At 61.4% G+C, this 13,764-nt stretch carries 12 protein-coding genes; 11 read left to right on the top strand and 1 reads right to left on the bottom strand.

Annotated features, from left to right (window positions below):
- Window positions 1-8 precede the first annotated feature (8 nt).
- Genes CVM52_RS01665 through CVM52_RS01655 form a run of 3 tightly spaced genes read left to right on the top strand, consistent with a single transcriptional unit; the run spans window position 9 to window position 3,591 of the window.
- Window positions 9-1,478, top strand: a complete 1,470-nt coding sequence (locus CVM52_RS01665) for an acetyl-CoA carboxylase biotin carboxylase subunit (protein WP_100160954.1) — start codon at window positions 9-11, stop codon at window positions 1,476-1,478.
- A complete protein-coding gene (locus CVM52_RS01660; protein WP_100160953.1) occupies window positions 1,466-1,981 on the top strand; it encodes an acyl-CoA carboxylase biotin carboxyl carrier protein subunit in 516 nt (171 codons plus the stop codon). Before CVM52_RS01665 ends, CVM52_RS01660 begins: the two co-directional genes overlap by 13 nt.
- 2 nt (window positions 1,982-1,983) lie before the next feature.
- Window positions 1,984-3,591 carry an acyl-CoA carboxylase subunit beta gene (locus CVM52_RS01655; protein WP_027264426.1) on the top strand — a complete coding sequence of 536 codons (1,608 nt, stop codon included), beginning with the start codon at window positions 1,984-1,986 and terminating at the stop codon, window positions 3,589-3,591.
- 111 nt (window positions 3,592-3,702) lie between these two features.
- Here the strand turns inward: CVM52_RS01655 and CVM52_RS01650 are convergent, their stop codons facing one another.
- Window positions 3,703-4,383, bottom strand: a complete 681-nt coding sequence (locus tag CVM52_RS01650) for an acyltransferase (protein WP_240620821.1) — start codon at window positions 4,381-4,383, stop codon at window positions 3,703-3,705.
- Window positions 4,384-4,567: 184 nt separating this feature from the next.
- On the opposite strand from CVM52_RS01650, the gene CVM52_RS01645 reads away from it, so the two are divergent.
- The 8 genes from CVM52_RS01645 to CVM52_RS01610 all read left to right on the top strand — a co-directional run bounded on the left by CVM52_RS01645 (window position 4,568) and on the right by CVM52_RS01610 (window position 13,602).
- Window positions 4,568-5,752 (top strand): lipid-transfer protein, encoded by a 1,185-nt coding sequence (locus tag CVM52_RS01645; protein WP_027264428.1) that lies wholly within the window; start codon window positions 4,568-4,570, stop codon window positions 5,750-5,752.
- A 24-nt stretch (window positions 5,753-5,776) separates the two neighbouring features.
- Window positions 5,777-6,607, top strand: a complete 831-nt coding sequence (locus CVM52_RS01640; RefSeq protein ID WP_027264429.1) for an SDR family NAD(P)-dependent oxidoreductase — start codon at window positions 5,777-5,779, stop codon at window positions 6,605-6,607.
- Window positions 6,608-6,787: 180 nt separating this feature from the next.
- A complete protein-coding gene (locus CVM52_RS01635; protein ID WP_100160952.1) occupies window positions 6,788-7,417 on the top strand; it encodes a TetR/AcrR family transcriptional regulator in 630 nt (209 codons plus the stop codon).
- Between the two features lie 4 nt (window positions 7,418-7,421).
- Window positions 7,422-9,020, top strand: coding sequence for an acyl-CoA carboxylase subunit beta (locus CVM52_RS01630; protein ID WP_100160951.1), 1,599 nt, complete (start codon window positions 7,422-7,424; stop codon window positions 9,018-9,020).
- Between the two features lie 9 nt (window positions 9,021-9,029).
- Window positions 9,030-9,824, top strand: coding sequence for a crotonase/enoyl-CoA hydratase family protein (locus CVM52_RS01625; RefSeq protein WP_100160950.1), 795 nt, complete (start codon window positions 9,030-9,032; stop codon window positions 9,822-9,824).
- Window positions 9,821-11,824 carry an acetyl/propionyl/methylcrotonyl-CoA carboxylase subunit alpha gene (locus CVM52_RS01620; protein WP_240620820.1) on the top strand — a complete coding sequence of 668 codons (2,004 nt, stop codon included), beginning with the start codon at window positions 9,821-9,823 and terminating at the stop codon, window positions 11,822-11,824. Before CVM52_RS01625 ends, CVM52_RS01620 begins: the two co-directional genes overlap by 4 nt.
- The gene (locus CVM52_RS01615) at window positions 11,821-12,987 is read left to right on the top strand and encodes an acyl-CoA dehydrogenase family protein (protein ID WP_100160948.1); all 1,167 of its coding nucleotides are present in this window, start codon (window positions 11,821-11,823) and stop codon (window positions 12,985-12,987) included. The genes CVM52_RS01620 and CVM52_RS01615 overlap by 4 nt, the downstream gene beginning before the upstream one ends.
- A 48-nt stretch (window positions 12,988-13,035) precedes the next feature.
- On the top strand, window positions 13,036-13,602 hold the full coding sequence (locus CVM52_RS01610) for a biotin transporter BioY (RefSeq protein ID WP_043753595.1): 567 nt from the start codon (window positions 13,036-13,038) through the stop codon (window positions 13,600-13,602).
- Window positions 13,603-13,764: the final 162 nt, after the last annotated feature.

Raw genomic sequence — 13,764 nt, 5'->3', positions numbered from 1 at the left:
ACGACTCCATGACCATTTCGAAACTTCTGGTCGCAAATAGGGGCGAGATCGCGGCGCGCGTGTTGCGCACCGCCAAGGCCCGCGGGCTTGCGACGGCCGTGTTGCGCCACGCCACGGAACAAGAGGGGCCTGCCCATCTGATCGCGGATGAGGTTGTTACCATCGACGGCCCGACACCGGTGGCAGCCTATCTCGATATTTCGCAGATCGTCGAAGCCGCCAAAAGGATCAGCGCGGACGCGGTGCATCCCGGCTATGGCTTTCTGTCAGAGAATGCCGGTTTTGTCGCGGCCCTGGAAAAAGCCGGTGTGACCTTCGTCGGCCCGACGCCCGAGGTCATCGACCTGATGGGGGACAAGGTCCGAGCCCGCGCCTTTGTGGAGGAACGCGGGTTTCCCGTCGCCCCCTCGGCGATCGAGGATGACGATCCGGCGAGCTTTGTAGAACGCGCCCGCGCTGTTGGCTATCCGCTGCTGATCAAACCGTCAGCCGGCGGTGGCGGTAAGGGCATGCGCGTTGTGCGCGAGGACAGCACGCTGGAAACCGAAATCGAAACCGCGCGCCGCGAAGGCGAACGGTATTTCGGTGACGGTCGTCTGTTTGTCGAACGCTATATCGAACGCCCGCGCCATATCGAGGTGCAGGTGATGGGCGACGGGCAGGGCAACGTGGTCCATTTCTGGGAACGCGAATGTTCGATCCAGCGCCGGTTCCAGAAGATTATCGAGGAAACGCCCTCACCGGCGCTGACCCCCGAGCAACGAGATGAGATCTGCGAGACCGCTGCCGGAATTGCCCGCGCCGTCAAATACCGCGGGGCGGGGACGGTCGAATTCATCTATGCGCAGGATGGGGCCTTTTATTTCCTGGAAATGAACACCCGCCTTCAGGTCGAACATCCGGTGACCGAACTGGTGACCGGCTTCGATCTGGTTGCCGAGCAGCTGCGTGTCGCGGCGGGCGACGGGCTGAGCGCCGTGCAGGCGGATATTCCCCAAACCGGACACTCGATCGAACTGCGCATCTGTGCCGAGGATGCGACGGCCGATTTTCGCCCCGCGATCGGCAATATCCTGCTGCTGGACGAACCCCAGGGCGAGGGGGTCCGCGTAGACAGCGGCATTCTGGATGGCGGCAAGGTAACGACCGACTTCGACCCAATGTTGTCCAAGCTGATCGTGCATGGCCCGGATCGCGCGCAGGCCATCGCCCGTGCCCGGAGCGCGGTGCAAAACTATGTGATTCTCGGGCTAACGACCAACACCGGTTACCTGGATGCAATCCTTGCACATCCGGATTTCGCCTCTGGTGACGTTTCAACTGGCTTCCTGGCTGAACAATCCGAAACGCTGACCGCGCCGGGCGAAGATGTCTCTGACTTGCTGATGGCGGCGGCGGCCCTATCGGACGAGCGCCTGGTGAGTGACGTAATGCAGATACCGGAAATGTACCGCAAGATGGGTGGGTGGAGAAACTGATGCAACGGATTTTTCAGATGGACGGAGAAGAGACTGATTGCTGGCTGGGTCATGATGGCAGCCGGTTCGTGCTCAATACCCCCACTGGCGCTGTTGCCTGCCAATTGGACCCGACGGGTCTGCCGGGCGGTTACAAGCTGAGGGCCAAGGGTGTTGTGCGCGAATTGCGACTGGCCGTGGGGCCGGAAGCAACTTTTGTGCACATGGACGGGCGAACCTACGAAGTCGGGCGGGTTGATCCCGCCGAACGCCTGGCCGGAAGCGACGGTGGCGCGAGCGACGACCGATTGGTGGCGCCCATGCCGGGTGTCGTGGTGTCGGTTGCGGTTAAACCCGGCGATGCGGTTGAAGAAGGCCAGCCGCTTCTGGTGATCGAAAGCATGAAGTTGGAAACCACACTGACGGCGCCGCGCGGCGGGGTCGTTGCCGAAATGCCATTCGCCGAAGGCGACAGTTTTGGTCTGAAAGACATCCTGGCCCAATTGGCCCCGGAGGAGGAGTGACAATGCGCAGGATTGAAAGTCAGATCGACACCAATGCCGCCGACTACAAGGCAAATTTCGCCGCCATGTCTGAACGGCTGAAGGAATTCCACGCCCGCCAGCACGCGGCGCGTTTCGAACGTCCGCAACGCGATATCGACCGCCTTGCCCGCCAGAACAAACTGGGCGTGCGCGAGCGGTTGAAACTGCTGCTGGACCCCGGCACTCCGTTTTTGGAGTTTTCCACACTTGCCGCCTGTCGCGAATACGATGGCACCGTGCCTGGCGCCGCTGTGGTGACGGGCATCGGTATTGTGCAGGGTCGCGAGGTCGCCATCCACGCCAACGACGCTAGCGTCAAGGGCGGGGCTTGGTATCCACATACGGTCAAAAAGGTCGTGCGTCTTCTGGATGTCGCGCTGGAAAACCGCCTGCCGGTCATCCATATCTGCGACAGCGCGGGCGGTTTCCTGCCGCTGCAGCACGGGGTGTTTCCCGACCGGTATCTGGGCGGGCGGGTGTTCCGCAACCAGGTCAAGCTGAGCCAGGCCAATATCCCGCAGATTGCCGTGGTCGGCGGACACTGCACGGCTGGCGGTGCCTATGTGCCGACGCTGAGCGACTACAACATCATCATCGAAGGCACAGGCGCGATTTTCCTTGGCGGTCCCCCGCTGGTCAAGGCGGCCACCGGCGAAGAGGTCGGTGTTCAGGAACTTGGTGGGGCGGTTATGCATACCTCGGTTTCGGGAACCGGCGACTACCGAGCCGCCACTGAACAGCACGCCTTTTCACTGGCGCGCGAGATTGTCAGCCAATGGAAGCGCACCCCGAAAACGATCATCGAAACCGCCGCTTTTGAAGAGCCATACTACGACCCCAAGGAGCTTTATGGGATCATCCCCAAGGACCGGAAAACCCAGTTTGATATGCGCGAGGTTCTGGCGCGGATCGTCGATGGCTCGCGCTTTCACGAATACCAGCCCGACTATGGCACCACGATGGTTTGCGGCTTTGCCCATATCTGGGGTTACAAGGTTGGCATCCTTGCCAACAACGGGGTGTTGTTCAACGACAGCTCGCTGAAGGCGGCGCATTTCATGCAGCTTTGCAATCAGAACCGCACACCTCTGGTCTTCTTTCAGAACATCACTGGCTATATGGTGGGCCGCGAATACGAAGAACGCGGCATCGCCAAGGACGGTGCCAAGATGCTGATGGCGCAGGGCGGTTCGGTCGTGCCGAAGTTCACAGTGATCGCCAATGCCTCGTACGGGGCAGGCAATTACGGCATGTGCGGGCGGGCCTGGGATGCGCGCACGCTGTTTATGTGGCCGCAAGCCGAGATCGGCGTGATGGGGGCGGATCAGGCCGCTAATACCATGGCGGACGTCAAGATTCGGCAGCTTCAGCGCGAAGGCAAAGAGCTGACCGAAGAAGAAATCGCCGCGATCCGCGAACCGGTGCTGGAAAAATACAAGCGCGATGTCGAAGCCTATACCTCCACCTCGGAACTGTGGGATGACGGCATCCTCGATCCGGCGGACACACGCAACGCGCTTGGCATGTCGATTTCTGCCTCGCTCAATGCACCGATCGACGATCCGCACTACGGGATCTTCCGTCTGTAAAGGCTTGAGGGACGGCACACCGGGTCGGGGAGTGCCGTTCCGCGTCAAGGCGCTTCCATCTGGCGCTTTCGGAATCTGAAGTAGTCCTGACCGGTCCGGTTCCCGGACAGGTCAGGACGATGTCCGCCGCGCCTCCTGAATGGAGACGACGTCAGAGGCCGCCATGCCGGGCCGGTCTGCCTCGACCGCCTTCAGCGGTTCGACCGGCGTCAATCCGGCCAGACAGTCGCGCGCAAGTTGCTGGTATTCCGCGGTGCCGCGCGTTTTCCACGCGACTTCTTTCTCGCTGACCTCGCGGATCACCTTTGCCGGCGATCCCACCACCATCGAACGCGGCGGAATCACGGTTTCGCCACGCACAAACGCCTGCGCGCCGACAATCGATTCCGCCCCAAGCTCTACACCATCCATAATGACGGAATTCATTCCGACCAGAGCGTTCCGGCCCACTGTGCAACCGTGCAGGATCGCGCCATGGCCGATGTGGCCGTCGCTTTCCACCACGGCGTCGCGGCCGGGAAAGGAATGGATGATGCAATTGTCCTGAACATTGGCTCCATCCCCGATCACGATCCTGCCGAAATCGCCCCGCAAGCTTGCTCCGGGGCCGATGTAGCATCCATGACCCAAGATGACATTTCCGATCAGAACGGCCTGGGGGTGGACATATGTATCCTCGGGCACGACGGGTATAAAACCCTTGAACTCATAACAGTATGCCATTCCGACCACCTTTCGTAAGCTGAGTGCTAAACGCTTGTCAGCGGTTGCGCCGGGACCAGAATCCCTCAATTGTGCCGCCGATCAGGGCGTGTGGCCCGAAAACAAACACAAGTTAGAAAATAGCGCAAGCTCCCTACGTCACAGCTTGGCAATATTGACACTTCCCAAGGTTGGGATTTAAAATCTAACAAATGGTAGAAAATAGGCTGGCGGACCGATTAGGGTGGCCTGACCGAACTTGGGAGAGAGAGAAATGACAGACAAAGCCTATGTTGCAGGCGTTGGGATGGTCCCGTTCCAGAAGCCGGGAAAATCCGAAAGCTACGATGTGATGGCGACCGCTGCGACCCGGTCCGCTCTGGCAGACGCAGGGTTGGATTATGATAAAGTCCAACAGGCCTATGTTGGCTATGTCTATGGCGACAGCACCTGCGGTCAGCGCGCCCTGTACCATGTCGGAATGACAGGCATCCCGGTTCTGAATGTGAACAACAACTGCTCGACCGGATCGTCCGCCCTGTTCCTGGCCAGGCAGGCAGTTGAAAGCGGCGCGGTCGAATGTGCTCTGGCACTTGGGTTCGAACAGATGCAGCCCGGCGCAATCGGTGCGATGTTCCATGACCGGGTCAGCCCGTTTGCGGCATTCGACAGAGAAACCGACGAACTGGTTGGCAGTGCCGAGATCCCGCTGGCGCTGCGGTACTTCGGCGGTGCGGGCAAGGCGCATATGGACGAGTTCGGCACCCCCCTGGAAACCTTCGCAAAAATCCGCGCCAAGGCCAGCCGACATGCTGCGAAGAATCCGGTTGCCCTGTTCCGGCAGGAGGTGACGGCGGAAGACGTCATGGCCGCCCAGGTCGTCTGGCCCGGCGTCATGACCAAGCTCATGGCCTGTCCGCCAACCTGTGGCGCGGCCGCCGCGATCATTTGTTCCAAGGAATTCGCCGACAAGCACGGACTGGACAGTTCGGTTCGGATCGCGGCGCAGGCCATGACGACGGACGGCCCGGAAACTTTCGAAGCCCATGACATGCGCGAAGTGGTCGGCTTTTCGATGGCCAAGCGCGCCGCCGATCAGGTTTACGAGGACGCGGGCATCGGGCCCGAGGACGTGGATGTGGTCGAACTGCACGACTGTTTCGCCCACAACGAGCTTATCACCTATGAGGCGCTTGGCCTTTGCAGTCGCGGCGAAGCGGCGAAATTCGTTGATGATGGCGACAACACCTACGGCGGAAAATACGTGACCAACCCGTCGGGCGGTCTTTTGTCCAAAGGCCATCCGCTTGGGGCGACCGGCCTAGCGCAATGTACCGAGCTCGTTCAGCAGCTTCGCGGCCAGGCAGATGCGCGCCAGGTTGATGGCGCACGTCTGGCGCTTCAGCACAATCTGGGCCTCGGCGGGGCCTGCGTCACCACGCTTTATGAAAAAGCCTGATAGCGCCTTTCGGGAGGAATCAATATGACTGGAAAACTCGACGGGCGCGTGGCGCTGGTCTCGGGCTCGGGCCGGGGCATTGGCCGCGAAATCGCTCTCAAACTGGCCTCGGAAGGGGCCCGGCTGGTGATCAACGATCTGGACGCCGATCCGGCCAATGAAACCGCCGAGGCGGTGCGCGCAATGGGTGCTGAGGCCGTGGTCTGTGCCGGCAGCGTTACCGAAGACGGTTTTGCCGAACGGTTCATCAAGACCGGCGTGGACAGCTTTGGCGGGTTAGACATCATCGTGAACAACGCAGGCTACACTTGGGATAGCGTCGTTCAGAAGATGTCCGACGAACAGTGGCAGGCGATCATCGACGTCCACCTGACGGCACCTTTCAAGATCCTGCGCGCTGCCCAGCCGGTGATCAGCGCCAAGGCCAAGGAAGAGGCCGCCGCCGGGCAAGAGGTGTTCCGCAAGGTAGTCAACATCTCGTCCATCGCAGGGACCGGCGGCAATGCTGGCCAGATCAACTATTCCGCCGCCAAGGCCGGTATCCTAGGGGTCACCCGGACGATGGCCAAGGAATGGGGCCGCTACAAGGTCAACGTCAACGCCGTCGCCTTCGGCCCGATCCGCACCCGCCTGACCGAAGGCAGCGCGGATGGCGACAGCACGATCAAGGTCGAAGAAAAAGAGATCAAGGTCGGCGTGAACCCCGATCTCCTGTCCCAGATGGAGCGCATGATCCCGCTGGGCCGGGTCGGCACTCCGGAAGAAGCTGCCGGTGCCGTCTATCTGTTCTGTGCGCCGGAATCGAACTTCATTTCAGGCCAGCACGTCATCTGCGGTGGCGGTTTCGTGATCTAAAGCATTTGCCCGGAGCCGATAACGGGGTCCGGGCAAGCACATTGTTGTCTGGGCGGCCTCTTGGCGGTCGCCCATGCGGAATTTCCCGCAAACTCCAATCGGGCACGATTAAGACGATTGACTCACTTGCGCTATTGACCTAACAGGCGTTAGTTAGGCGCTGAGGCGAAACGAAGGTCTATGGCACAAAGCACTGCAAGCAAAGTCAACGAGACATCGCGCAGCGCGGTCGGACGGGACGGGGTGCTGGACATTGCCGCGCGGCTTTTCCGCGAACAAGGCTACGGGTCCGTTTCGCTCCGAAAAATTGCCGAGGCCGCCGGGATCAAGGCGGGTAGCATATACTATCATTTCGGTTCCAAGGACGAGATCGTCGCGGCCGTTCTTGATGCAGGGATTCGGGTCGTTCACGCGAGTATGAGAGACGCCATCACCGACCTGCGGGCCGATACCGACGGCGAAACGGTACTGCGCGCCGCGATCCGGGCGCATCTGCGCGCACTTCTTGATGTGAGCGATTATACATCGGCGAATGTGCGTATTTTCGGGCAGGTGCCGCAATCCGTCCGGGATGCCAACTTGCCTACGCGAAGGGCCTATGAGGCAGAGTGGGACAGTCTTCTGTCCCAGCTTAAGAAAGACGGCACGCTGAAGCAAGACGTCGATATCCGTCGCCTGCGCCTGATGCTGATCGGTACATTGAACGCCACGCTCGATTGGTTCGACCCGGACCGCGGTAGCGCCGATGCGTTGTCACGCACCTATGCCGATGTGTTCCTCAACGGGATACTCCAAAGACAGGATACCTGACTTCATGGCACGTCTTGAAACAGCGGTGCCGACCGCATCAGAGACCTACACCCGCAACCACGCCGCACTAAGCGAGCGCGTCGAAACGCTGCGCGCGCGGATCGCCGAAGCAACGGCTGGCGGCCGCCCCGATATGGTCGCGCGGCATCGCAAGCGCAGCAAGCTGTTGGTCCGCGAACGGATCGACCTGCTGGTGGATCCGGGCACTGCGTTTCTTGAGCTGTCGTCGCTTGCCGCCTACGGTCAATACGGGGGCGAGGTGCCCGGTGCGGGGATCGTGACCGGTATCGGGATCGTCCACGGGCTGCCCTGCGTTGTGATCGCCAACGATGCGACAGTGAAGGGTGGGTCTTTCTATCACGAAACCGTGCAGAAACACATCCGCGCCCAGGAAATCGCAGCCGAGAACCGGCTGCCCTGCCTCTATCTGGTGGATTGCGGCGGTGCCTATCTGCCAGAGCAGGACCGGGTTTTCCCCGATGCCCGCCATTTCGGCAATTCCTTTTATCGTCAAACCAACATGTCCGCGAGCGGCCTGCCGCAGATCTCGGCGGTCTTTGGAGGCTGCACGGCCGGTGGGGCCTATATCCCGGCCCTGTCGGACGAAGTCATCATGGTACGCGGCAACGCACGCATCCATCTGGGCGGCCCCTCGATCGTCAAGGTGGCGATCAACGAAGAGGTTGATGGAGAAACATTGGGGGGGGCCGAGATGCATTCGCGCGTCTCCGGTGTGTCTGACCATCTGGCCGAGGACGAGTATCATGCGCTTGCTCTGATGCGCGACATCGTATCCGAACTGGGCCTGTCGCGCCCGATGGGTCCCGATGCAACCTGCGCGCCGCCGGCGCGCAACCCAGAGGAACTGCTTGGCGTCATCAGCGCCGATCGCAAACAGCCCTATGACATGCGCGAGGTTCTGCTGCGCATGATCGACGCCGGCGAATTCCGCGAATTCAAGCCCGGATGGGGTGAGACGCTGGTCTGCGGCACCGCGCGGATTCACGGCTATCGAGTGGGCATTCTCGCAAATAATGGGGCGCTTGTGTCCGACAGTTCGCTCAAGGGCGCGCAATTCGTGTCGATGTGCGATCAACGCAACATCCCGCTTTTGTTCCTCCACAACATCTCGGGCTTCATGGTCGGCACCGAAGCCGAGCGCGGCGGCATTGCCAAAGACAGCGCCAAGCTGGTCTATGCCATGTCGGTTGCCAAGGTGCCGCGCCTGTCGGTCCTCTTGGGCGGCTCATACGGGGCAGGCAACTACGGCATGTGCGGACGTGGTTTCGCCCCGAATTTTCTCTTCGCCTGGCCCACGGCGGAACTGGCCACCATGTCTGCCGACATCGCCACAAATGTGATGCTGGAACTGCGCCGCCAGAAAGGGGGCGACCCGGGCAAGATGGAGGCCGACATGAAGCTAATCGAGGAGCAGGTTCGGGCCCAGTACGGTGAACAGTCCGATGCCTATTATGCCACCTCGCGGCTTTGGGATGACGGGCTGATCGAACCCGCGCAAACCCGCGATATCCTTGGCCTGTGTCTGGCCATCGTGACATCGGTGCCCGAAGCCGGTCGCCATACGCCTGTATTCAGAATGTGAGGCTTCAAGTTGACCAATACCTACAACACGATCCTTATCGAAACCGATGCGCGTGGCGTCGCCAGGCTGACGCTCAACCGCCCCGACAAACACAATGCGCTGAATGGCGAATTGATCGCAGAGCTATACGATGCCGCCGAAAAGCTGGCTGCAGATGACGATGTGCGTATTGTGGTCCTGACCGGCGCGGGCAAGAGCTTCTGCGCGGGCGGCGATTTCAACTGGTTCGCCTCTAATGTCGAGAAAACCCGTAGTGAAAGGGTCGCACAAAGCGCCACGCTGGCGCGGCTGTTGCGCCGCCTTGACACGCTGCCCAAGCCCTTGATCGGGCGGATCAACGGCCCGGCCTACGGTGGCGGTGTCGGCATGATCTCCGTCTGCGACTACACCATCGGCGCCGAAGGCGCGCGCTTCGGTCTGACCGAGGTCAAACTGGGCCTTCTGCCCGCGAATATATCGCCTTATGTGGTGGCCCGCATCGGCAGGGTGCATTCGCGTGAAACCATGCTGTCGGGGGCGTTGTTCGACACGGCCCGCGCCGAGCGGATCGGTCTGTTGACCGAGGTTGTCGCGCCGGGCGACTTGGACGCCACGGTGAACCGGGTGGTGCATGATCACCTTCAGGCCGCGCCGGGTGCCGTGGCCGATACCAAGGCGCTGATCGCCTATGTCGCGTCCCACGATCTGGAGACCAACATGATCTACACCGCCGACCGGCTGGCCGATGCGTGGGAGACGGAGGAAGGTATCGAAGGCATCAACAGCTTCATCAACAAGGGCGTTCCGTCATGGCGGGTGAAATGAGCTTCACCCGCGTTCTGATCGCCAACCGGGGCGAGATTGCCCGGCGCATCCAGCGCGGGTGCCGCAAACTGGGGCTGGAAAGCGTAGCGGTGTTTTCGGACGCGGACCGCGACGCGCCCTTCGTGGCCGAGGCCGATCATGCCGTCTGCATCGGTGGGGCCGCCCCGTCAGACAGTTATTTGAACGTCGAGGCCATCCTTGAGGCCGCGCGGGCGACGGGCGCGGGTGCGGTGCACCCGGGATATGGTTTTCTGTCTGAGAATGCCGGTTTCGCGGCGGCGGTCGAGGCGGCGGGCCTTGTGTTCATCGGGCCGGAACCCGACGCTATCGCGCGGATGGGCTCCAAGATCGAGGCCAAGGCTGCCGCCGAAGCCGCAGGCGTGCCCGTCCTGCCCGGCTATCGCGGCGAGGATCAGTCCGACGCGCGCCTGCTACAAGAGGCCGAGGCGCTTGGCACCCCCTTTCTGGTCAAGGCCAGCACCGGCGGCGGCGGACGCGGGATGCGGCTTGTCTCCGATCTGGGCGACGCACCCGAAGCGATTGCATCTGCCCGGGCCGAAGCGCAGAGCGCCTTCGGCGATCCGGCGGTGTTCCTCGAACGCTATGCGCCCCGTGCCCGCCACGTCGAAGTGCAGGTTCTGGGCGACACTCACGGCACCGTGCTGCATCTGGGCGACCGCGATTGTTCGCTGCAACGCAACCACCAAAAGCTGATCGAAGAAGCCCCCGCCGCCGATCTTCCCGAGGCTGTGCGCGACCGCATGCGTGCGGCAGCGGTGCGGTTGGCGCAGGCGATCGGCTATCGCTCCGCCGGAACGGTGGAATACCTCTATGACCCCGGGCGCGGTGAATACTACTTTCTGGAAATGAATACCCGGTTGCAGGTGGAACACCCCGTGACCGAGGCGATCACCGGCATCGATCTGGTCGAATGGCAGTTGCGCATCGCGCGGGGCGAGCCGCTGGCGCTGACGCAAGGCGATGTGCAGTTTGACGGGCACGCCATTGAAATCCGCATCGCCGCCGAAAACCCGGCCGAGAATTTTCACCCCGAAACGGGCGAGATCACCCTTTGGGCGCCGCCTGCGGATGTGCGGCTGGACACTGGGGTAGAGTGCGGTTCGGTCGTCGGCCACCACTACGATTCCATGATTGCCAAGCTGATCGTCCACGCGCCGGATCGGACCGGGGCGATCCGCCGGGCGATCACCGCGATCGATGCTTTTGCCGTCGGCGGCGTCGGCCTGAACCTGGCCTATCAACGCGCGTTACTGGCACACCCGGATTTTGCGGCGTTCCGTCACCATACCTCGGGCCTGCCCGAGATGTTTCCAGGCGGCTGGACTGAACCGTCCGCTGATCCCCGGGACATGGCCTTTGCCGCGATGGCGCTGCATCTGCGTCTCGTGCCGGCGGGCGCGTCGCCCTGGGAAAGCCTAGGGTCATGGCGACTCACAGCCCCTGCGGGACAGTCCGGCGCGGCCTTCTATTGGGACACAACCAAAGACGAACCGATCCGCATGTACGGCTCCGGGTCGGGGTTGACTGCCATTCAACCGGACGGCCAGACCATCACGGTCGAGAGTGCCGCTTTAACAGGATGCCGTCTGAGCGGACGCATCGACGGGGTTCCGTTTTCGCGCATCGCTTACGTCGTGCGCGCGCCGAGTCACTGGCGAGTGCACCTGCAAACCCCTGCTGGAATGACCGCGACAGACCTGCGTACGCTGGAAGACCAGCATCTGCAACGTGCCACCGGCGGGTCTGGCGTCGCTGACCTGTTGTCCGCACCCATGCCCGGCGCCGTGGCCGAGGTGCGCGTCGCACTCGGCGACCGCGTCAAAGCCGGTGACACGCTGGTGGTGCTTGAGGCCATGAAGCTGTTGCAAAGCCTGCCCGCGCCGGTCGCGGGCGTGGTGACTGAAATCTATTGTGCACCCGGCGATACGGTCGCCGGGCACGCCCCACTTATCAAACTCGATCCAGAGGAAAACACATGACCAGACAAGACAGCATTACTCAGGTCACCGGCCCGTTCAACGAAGACCTCGAGATGATCCGCAACCAGTTGCGCCGGTTCATTGAAGCCGAGGTGACCGCCAAGGCCGAGCCTTGGGAGGAGGAGGGCAAGGTACCCCGCGACGTGCTGCGCCGAATGGGTGATCTCGGCGTGCTGGGGATGCGCTATGACGAACAGTATGGCGGCGCGGGGCTGGACGTGATGTCCAGCGTGGTTTTGGCCGAAGAGGTCGGGCGATCCACTTTCGGCGGGTTCTCGGCCACCGTTCTGGTCCACACCGACATGGCCTCGCCGCATCTGGAAAACGCCGGCACGCCCGAACAGAAGGCGCGCTGGATGCCGTCGATCGTCTCGGGCGAAATGATCACCGCCGTTGCTGTGACCGAACCGGGCGCGGGCTCGGACGTGGCGGGCATGCGCTCCCGCGCGGTGCGGGACGGGTCGGATTGGGTGCTGAACGGCACCAAGATGTTCATCACCAACGGCGTGCATGGCGATCTCTACTTTGTCGGTGCCAAGACCGATCCCGATGCCAAGGGGTCGCGCGGGATCACCATATTTGCGGTCGAAAAAGGCACGACGGGCTTTTCGGTCGGACGGGCGTTGAACAAGACCGGCTGGCTGTGCTCGGACACTGCCGAACTGATCTTCGAAGATGTCCGTATCCCGGCCGAAAACGTCTTGGGCGAGGTCAACCGCGGTTTCTATTCGGTAATGAAGAACTTCCAGAACGAACGCATTGTGCTGGGTGCGATGGCCTGTGCCGAAGCGCAAACCGCGCTGGACATGACCGTGGATTATGTCAAGCAGCGCAGGGCCTTTGGCGGCGTTCTGTGGGACAAGCAGGCCGTGCGCCAACGGCTGGCCGACTGTCAGACGCGGATCGCTGCAGGACGTCAGCTGGTCTATCACGCCGCCGGTCTGGATGCCGCGGGCGGTGACTGCGTGAAAGAGGTCTCGATGGTCAAAGCCTATTGCGGCGAACTGGTGAACAGCGTGCTTTATGACTGCGTCCAGTTTCACGGCGGTATGGGTTATATGCGCGAAACACCGGTGGAACGCATGTCACGCGATGCCCGTGTGCAGGCCATCGGCGGCGGGGCGAGCGAAGTCATGTTGGAAGAAGTCGCCAAGCGCATGTGAGCTTACTATCCAAAAAATTAACAATCTACAGAAACAAGGACGAAAAAGATGAATCTGGAAACCACTCAAAGCCAAACACTCGCAAAACTTACCCAAGAGATCTCGATAATTCTCGTCGGCACAATTCTTCTGACACTATCCGCCAAAATCGTGGTGCCGTTCTACCCGGTTCCCATGTCTACACAAACCCTGGTTGTCTTGGGTCTGGGCCTTTTCCTGGGGCCGGTGCGCAGTAGTCTTGTTGTTGTGACATACCTTTTTGAAGGTCTGCTTGGCCTGCCGGTCTTCGCAGGCACGCCTCCGGCTCTGGCCGGACCGGCGTATATTGCGGGTCCCACAGGCGGATACTTGGTAGGCTTCGCACTTGCGGCGGCCGCCGCCGGGTGGATTGTTCAAGCACTGCAAGGACTTCGGCCTGCGTTCAGAGCATCTGTCGCGGTCTTTTTGGGTTCGATAGTCATGTATTGCGCAGGGCTGCTCTGGTTGGGTGGCTTTGTCGGCTATGGCGAAAAGTTGCTGAACGCCGGTCTTTACCCGTTCCTTCTCGGGGATCTGACGAAGGCGACAATTGCTGTAGTTCTGTATACTGCTTACCATAATCGCCGCGCTGTGTGACTGCCAGCCCAAGACCGTATCAGACTGTTTCAGTCTCATACGGGCTTGGTCCAATGTAAGTTGAAATAGTCCGATGCCGGATTTGACAGGCATCGGACGCCAGCCTGAGGTTTCCGGCGCCATGCGAGAGCAATGCGCAAAACTGTGCGAACCAAATTGTTC

The organism is Pseudooceanicola lipolyticus (genome assembly GCF_002786325.1).
In the GTDB taxonomy this organism is placed as follows: domain Bacteria; phylum Pseudomonadota; class Alphaproteobacteria; order Rhodobacterales; family Rhodobacteraceae; genus Pseudooceanicola_C; species Pseudooceanicola_C lipolyticus.
Note: the sequence above shows the minus strand (reverse complement) of the source record. Positions and strands in the feature narration are given on the sequence as shown.

What these genes read in the sequence shown, in the direction of transcription:
- CVM52_RS01610 (WP_043753595.1), top strand. Translation starts at nt 13,036, where the DNA reads ATGAATCTGGAAACCACTCAAAGCCAAACACTCGCAAAACTTACCCAA.
- CVM52_RS01615 (WP_100160948.1), top strand. Translation starts at nt 11,821, where the DNA reads ATGACCAGACAAGACAGCATTACTCAGGTCACCGGCCCGTTCAACGAA.
- CVM52_RS01620 (WP_240620820.1), top strand. Translation starts at nt 9,821, where the DNA reads ATGAGCTTCACCCGCGTTCTGATCGCCAACCGGGGCGAGATTGCCCGG.
- CVM52_RS01655 (WP_027264426.1), top strand. Translation starts at nt 1,984, where the DNA reads ATGCGCAGGATTGAAAGTCAGATCGACACCAATGCCGCCGACTACAAG.
- CVM52_RS01635 (WP_100160952.1), top strand. Translation starts at nt 6,788, where the DNA reads ATGGCACAAAGCACTGCAAGCAAAGTCAACGAGACATCGCGCAGCGCG.
- CVM52_RS01665 (WP_100160954.1), top strand. Translation starts at nt 9, where the DNA reads ATGACCATTTCGAAACTTCTGGTCGCAAATAGGGGCGAGATCGCGGCG.
- CVM52_RS01640 (WP_027264429.1), top strand. Translation starts at nt 5,777, where the DNA reads ATGACTGGAAAACTCGACGGGCGCGTGGCGCTGGTCTCGGGCTCGGGC.
- CVM52_RS01645 (WP_027264428.1), top strand. Translation starts at nt 4,568, where the DNA reads ATGACAGACAAAGCCTATGTTGCAGGCGTTGGGATGGTCCCGTTCCAG.
- CVM52_RS01630 (WP_100160951.1), top strand. Translation starts at nt 7,422, where the DNA reads ATGGCACGTCTTGAAACAGCGGTGCCGACCGCATCAGAGACCTACACC.